This is a genomic window from Arthrobacter sp. P1_B4 (genome assembly GCF_056406555.1).
In genome coordinates, this window is sequence record NZ_JBFTZW010000140.1 from 1 (window position 1) to 5,335 (window position 5,335).

Genomic DNA, 5,335 nt, shown 5'->3' on the forward strand with positions numbered 1-5,335 from the left:
GGAGTGGACGTGGTCGGCGGTATGGTCTGCGGCTCCCATGACTTTATCCTTTACTCCGAAGACGGCGTCTTTGACGTTCTCTTTGACTCTATCCGTCTGCCGCTGGACGATATGCGACGGCGTGACTTTGTCAGCGACGGCGTCCACGTTTGTGCCCAGGCGGGCACGGGTTGCTTCAATATCTGCTCGGATGACATCCGGGTTTTCGCTCATCGTGTTTCCTCGCTGAATCTTAGGAGTTGGGTTTTAGGGTGGGCGGGATTTCCTGGAGGGTTTCAGCCGTCCTCGGCATGCCCTTGATCGCGTTCAGTTCCTTGCGGCCCATGGCTGCCAGAACGGCGGCGACAACTGCCCAGATGACGGCGACAACAACGCCGGACCAGCCCAGTCCCATCACGATCCCCAGCGCCCACCAGAGCGCCAAAGACAGGAACAGGAGCACGAAATGGCCAGCGACGCCGGCGCCGGCGAGCATGCCGGTGCCTTTGCCTGCCCGGGTGGCGGACTGCTTGAGTTCGACCTTGGCCAGTTCCACTTCCTGTCGCATCAGGGTGGACATGTCCCGTGTGACCTCACCGAGGAGGTCACCCAGGGACGTCGATTCAGCCTTTGCCTGCGCGGCTGTGGGAGGCATTTCGCTGCTCATCGACGGCCACCGTCAAAGGGGTCATCGCGCAGCGGATCAGCCTGCTGCAATGGCTCGCCGGCCACGGACTCTGAGGACCGGCGGCCCTGCCCGGCGTCGCGGAGCGGATCGGGAGTTCCCAAATCGGAGTCCAGCGGATTCGGCGGGTAGGTGTCAGCGAGGCCCGCCGTCGTGGTGTGCGGAGCGGGCATCTGTACCGGCGGCGGCGGAACCGCTACCCCGGTATCGGGGATCCGGCCAGCAGTGGACGTGCCGGTAGCGGTAGCGCCCGTCGCTTCGGGGGCGCCGGCGCTCAAGCTGCGGCTGAGACGCCCAGCCAGGACACCGGCTCCAGCCGCGAGCAGGAGGAAGGTGCCCGGGCGCTGCCGGGCAAAGGACTTTACCTCGGTCAGAAGCGAACCCGGATCCCGGCCATCGAGCCAGGACGCAACAGCGGAGGAGCGCTCGGCAGCCTGGCGGACGAGGTCACTGGCCACGCCGGGCTGGTCAGAAGCGGCAGCCATGGAATGCAATTCGCCGGCGACGGACCGCAGACCTTCGGCGACCTTCTGCTGCTGGGTTCCTGCCTGCTCGGTGAGATCGGACTTTGCCTGGTGCAGCAGGTCCCGGGCATTGGTCTTGACCTCGGCGGCAACGTTGACTGCCTCCGCCTTGGCCGTCCCGGCGACGTTCTGGGCAGCGTCTGCCGCGTGCCGCGTTACGTCCGCAGCTTCGTCCTTGGCCGCTTCCTGTTTGGAGTCAGCACGTCCCGTGCCTTGCGGGGGCACAACTCCAACACCGGCGTACCGGTCCGGGGAAGCTTCGGGTGCTGCCTGGGCCCATGGATTCTGTGTCATCGTTGCTCTCTTTCAGGAATGGTCCGCTTGGGATCGTGACTAGCGCTACCGGATGAAATTAGTAAGCACGGTTACTAACTAGATACTAAGCACACTTGCTATATGTCGCGCAAGGCCTCGACGAAAATCGGACGGTCCACCTTCCGCCCGTTGGGTGAATCGCCGCGCGCCTGTAGGCTGCGCGTGAAAAATAGTAAGCATACTTGCCAAAAGGGAGCCCGGCATGCATAGGGTGGGTATCCAGCGTCGGCGCTTCGTGCCGACGTCGCAGGCAGCGTGACTTTCGTTGCCACCCAATCAGGAAGGTCTTCTTCGTGATACTCGCCCGTGAGCCCAACGCCCGGGACGGTTACCGGCTTCTAACCTCAGCGGCCCGTTTAGTGCAACGCCTCCACGACGACGCCCTGGCGCCACTGGGGTTGACGCGTGCCGCCGTCATCGCGCTGGAAGCCGTGGCACCCCGCCCGATGTACCAGGAACAGCTCGCCGCAAGAGTTCATGTCCAAAGCCAAACGCTCGGCCGCGTCCTTGCCCGGCTCGAGGACGCGGGTCTGGTCACGAGGACGCGAAACCCTGAGGATCGGCGCCAATTTCAGGTTGAGATTACCGACGCCGGCACGGCGGCACTGCAAGCGGCCTCCAGGGCTGAGCGTGCGGCCGTTCCCGCCGACTTCGACGGGTGGGAGGCACTGTCTGAGCAACTCGCCCGGTTTGTGGATTTCTTTCAGACTCCACGGCCCGGCGCCCCAGGCTCCACGGCCCGGCACCCCAGGCTCGACGTGCCCTCCCCGCCCAAGGACGGCCTCCGGCACCAATGAACTAGCCTCCCGCGGCTGGTTGCCACTGAGCCTCCCCCGCCCGGCGCCACGGCCAGTCGCCGCTTCCAATGCAGTTCGGACCGGCAAGGGGCGAGCAAGACAGAAGGCCGCTGAGCCGGGTATTGCGCGTTACTATGCATGCTGATTAAATCGCCGGTACGGCCGCATTCCACGACCGGTCTACCGAAAGGAAGTACAAAGATGGGAATTCTCGCTTTTCTCATTCTCGGCCTTATCGCCGGAGCTATCGCCAAGGCGGTCCTTCCCGGCCGTCAAGGAGGCGGCTGGCTGATCACACTCGTTGTTGGCGTCGTGGGCGCAATCCTCGGAGGTTGGATCGGCTCGTTGATCTTCGGCGGAGGGCTCGCTGACTTCTTTGACCTGCGGACCTGGCTCCTCTCCATCCTCGGGGCCGTTATTGTGCTCCTGATCTATGGGGCTCTTGCCGGTCGCAGGACCAGGGCGTAGCAGCCTCGAACCTCCGGATGCAGGGCTGCCGCTGAGGACGCCTTGCGACTTCTGTCAGACGGTTGCGGGCCGGTTCTGGAACACCCCGGGAGGAAACTCCCGGCGTTTCTCGGCCCGCGCCGCCGAGTCCAACCTCATGACGTTTCACCTCATGCCGGGCGACCGCCCGCAACGCCTCGCCGAGAACAAGCTTTGAAAGCCTCCGAGCGCAGCTCCGACGGCCGGTTCCGGCGTCGCCGTCGTAAGTAGTAGTCGCCAAAGCGGCAGGAGTCATTGCTCCGCGCGCATCCGGCACCGTGAGACCAGAGATGCTAAACAGCAAGGAGATAGACATGGACAACCTATTCCGCCGCACGGGCATCGACGTGYCCGAACCAGTCCGGCGCTTCCTGCAAGGCGAGACGGACACCTGGCTCAGGGTCGAAGAATACCGGGACGGAAACACCTTGGTGGTCAGAACCGACATCCCCGGCATCGACCCGGACAAGGACATCGATATCACCGTCACCGAGGGCAGCCTGAATATCGCTGCCCGGCGCACCGAGCCCGCGCACAAGGATCAACCGGGTTACCGAAGCGAAGTGCGGTACGGCGAATATTCGCGAAGCGTCCCGCTGCCCCGCGGCGCGGACCCTGACACCGTGGAGGCCAGCTACATCGACGGTGTCTTGGAAATCCGCGCCCAAATCCCGGAGCAGTCCGGACCGTCCGCCACGAAAGTCCACGTCTCCCGCGGTGGAAACCAGTCACCGGAAGCACCGGAGAACTTCGTGACCTGAACGGCATTTCCGGCACATGACTCACCCGGCACCCACCGGCGACCGCGTGCGCCTTCTGGCATGGCAAAGGGGCGGCCGGTCTTGGTGCACTGGCGCCCAGCCTCGCCACGCCTCCGCAGCCCCCGCCCCGGAAATTTGAGACAGAGCGGAAACCACCTCATGACTATCAAGATCAACGACGCGGCGCTGCGTCATGCTCGGCAGCTCATCAAGGACTCGAGGTTTGCCCGGGATACCCGTGACGATTGGAGCGAGCACGCGCCCGACGCCGAGGCAGAAAACGCATTCATCGACAAGCACGGGTACAAGGAGTACGGCACGTGGCATCTGGGCGAAGACGCCGAGAAGACGCACGACACGAAGGGGCGCTACAGCTTTCCCTTCGGTGATTTCCGCCGGCTGCATCGCTGCGCGATTCTCGCCATCCAGGGCCGGGCCGCCCAGAATAACTACGATGACATCGCCGCCGCAGCGAAGTCCCTGCTCGACGAACTGGACCAAGACTAGACCTGGTCCAGTTCACCATTCTCTCTCCGCCATCGCCTCGCGCAAGGACCCCACCTGTACGGCCTGGAATGYCCGCCACGGGTGTCCTCACCGGCCCGTCTCTTGGGCGCCGGGCTTCCCAGCGTGCCCTCCGGCGGAGCCCAGCCGCCGGGAGCCCACCTATTCATAAGGGGGCTTCCTAATCTAGCCGGGCTCGTGATATAACACGGAAAACGGCGCGGGAGAACTCCCTGCGCGACGGGACCGGTCCCAGCTCCTAATCGAATGGCGGCGCATTCCATTGGACATTTCCCACCGGCTCCAAGCCGGACTGGCGGTGGCGACAACGTTCATCCCCAGTCTCCGCTCTCTTTCGGCTTCAGGCCGCCGCTCGCGAAGGTCTCGCGCAGGACCCTGACCGTGCCAGAACTGCGGGTCGGCCTCGGAAGTTCTCAGCTGAGCACACTGCCGGCTGATCATCGCCCCTCCCGGAGTTCGCAGTGCCGCGGACGCTTCCCAAGCACCGGACAGCACCAAAGGGTCCTGTCCGGTACCGGTCGGGCGGTCCATCAGGGGCTCCTGACCGGAGCCACTATTTCAACCGAAGAGATCCAAGGAGAGGTCATGCTCACCACCGAACAAATTGACCGTCTGCTCAGCCAAGGCGCAAATGTCCTGTCGGGAGACGGAGAAAAGATCGGCTCCATCGGCCAGGTCTTCGTAGACAACGAAGCCGGCCAGCCCAGCTGGGTAACCGTTCGTACGGGCCTGTTCGGGATGTCGGAATCATTTGTTCCCCTCGAGGGTGCTCGGCTGGAGGGCAATGACATCGTCGTCCCGTACAACAAAAATCAGGTCAAGGACGCGCCAAGGATCGACGCCGATCGGCCTCTGGAGCCTGCCGAGGAAGACCGGCTCTACCAGCATTACCGGATGGACAGCGGACGCACCTACACGGACGCGGATACAGCTGACGCAGCATCCGCCACACGACAGGACGCCTCCGGAACCGAGCGCGCCGAGACCCGCGACGCCACGGGCACAGCCGGATACGGCACAGCGACACCCACCACCGACGCCGCRACGCCACCCACGACACGACAGGACRCCWCCGGAACCSACCGCGCCCAAACCCGCGACGCCACTGATACCGACCGCGCCGAGACCCSCGACGCCACTGATACCGACCGCGCCGAGACCCGCGACGCCACGGGCACAGCCGGATACGGCACAGCGACACCCACCACCGACGCCGCAACGCCACCCACGACACGACAGGACACCACCGGAACCCACCGCGCC

General features: G+C 64.5%; 8 protein-coding genes. 5 read left to right on the top strand and 3 right to left on the bottom strand.

Annotation, left to right across the window (positions count from 1 at the left end; translation table 11 throughout):
* From AC1D1W_RS19725 to AC1D1W_RS19735, 3 genes are all read right to left on the bottom strand, one after another.
* Nucleotides 1–213: DUF3618 domain-containing protein (locus tag AC1D1W_RS19725; RefSeq protein ID WP_476944583.1), on the bottom strand; the 213-nt coding region annotated here is incomplete at its 3' end.
* 19 nt (nt 214–232) lie between these two features.
* Nucleotides 233–634, bottom strand: a complete 402-nt coding sequence (locus tag AC1D1W_RS19730) for a phage holin family protein (protein ID WP_043435594.1) — start codon at nt 632–634, stop codon at nt 233–235.
* An 8-nt stretch (nt 635–642) separates the two neighbouring features.
* The gene (locus AC1D1W_RS19735; RefSeq protein WP_476944584.1) at nt 643–1,482 is read right to left on the bottom strand and encodes a hypothetical protein; all 840 of its coding nucleotides are present in this window, start codon (nt 1,480–1,482) and stop codon (nt 643–645) included.
* A 380-nt stretch (nt 1,483–1,862) separates the two neighbouring features.
* Between AC1D1W_RS19735 and AC1D1W_RS19740 the strand changes: the two genes are divergently transcribed.
* The 5 genes from AC1D1W_RS19740 to AC1D1W_RS19760 all read left to right on the top strand — a co-directional run.
* Complete coding sequence (locus tag AC1D1W_RS19740) at nt 1,863–2,300, top strand: MarR family winged helix-turn-helix transcriptional regulator (RefSeq protein ID WP_476944585.1); 438 nt, start codon at nt 1,863–1,865, stop codon at nt 2,298–2,300.
* Between the two features lie 201 nt (nt 2,301–2,501).
* Nucleotides 2,502–2,768, top strand: coding sequence for a GlsB/YeaQ/YmgE family stress response membrane protein (locus tag AC1D1W_RS19745; RefSeq protein ID WP_028276267.1), 267 nt, complete (start codon nt 2,502–2,504; stop codon nt 2,766–2,768).
* 332 nt (nt 2,769–3,100) lie between these two features.
* Nucleotides 3,101–3,547, top strand: coding sequence for an Hsp20/alpha crystallin family protein (locus AC1D1W_RS19750; RefSeq protein ID WP_476944586.1), 447 nt, complete (start codon nt 3,101–3,103; stop codon nt 3,545–3,547).
* Nucleotides 3,548–3,706: 159 nt separating this feature from the next.
* Nucleotides 3,707–4,054, top strand: coding sequence for a hypothetical protein (locus AC1D1W_RS19755; protein WP_476944587.1), 348 nt, complete (start codon nt 3,707–3,709; stop codon nt 4,052–4,054).
* A 603-nt stretch (nt 4,055–4,657) separates the two neighbouring features.
* Nucleotides 4,658–5,335, top strand: a 678-nt coding sequence (locus tag AC1D1W_RS19760) for a PRC-barrel domain-containing protein (RefSeq protein ID WP_476944588.1), incomplete at its 3' end; no start/stop codon positions are given.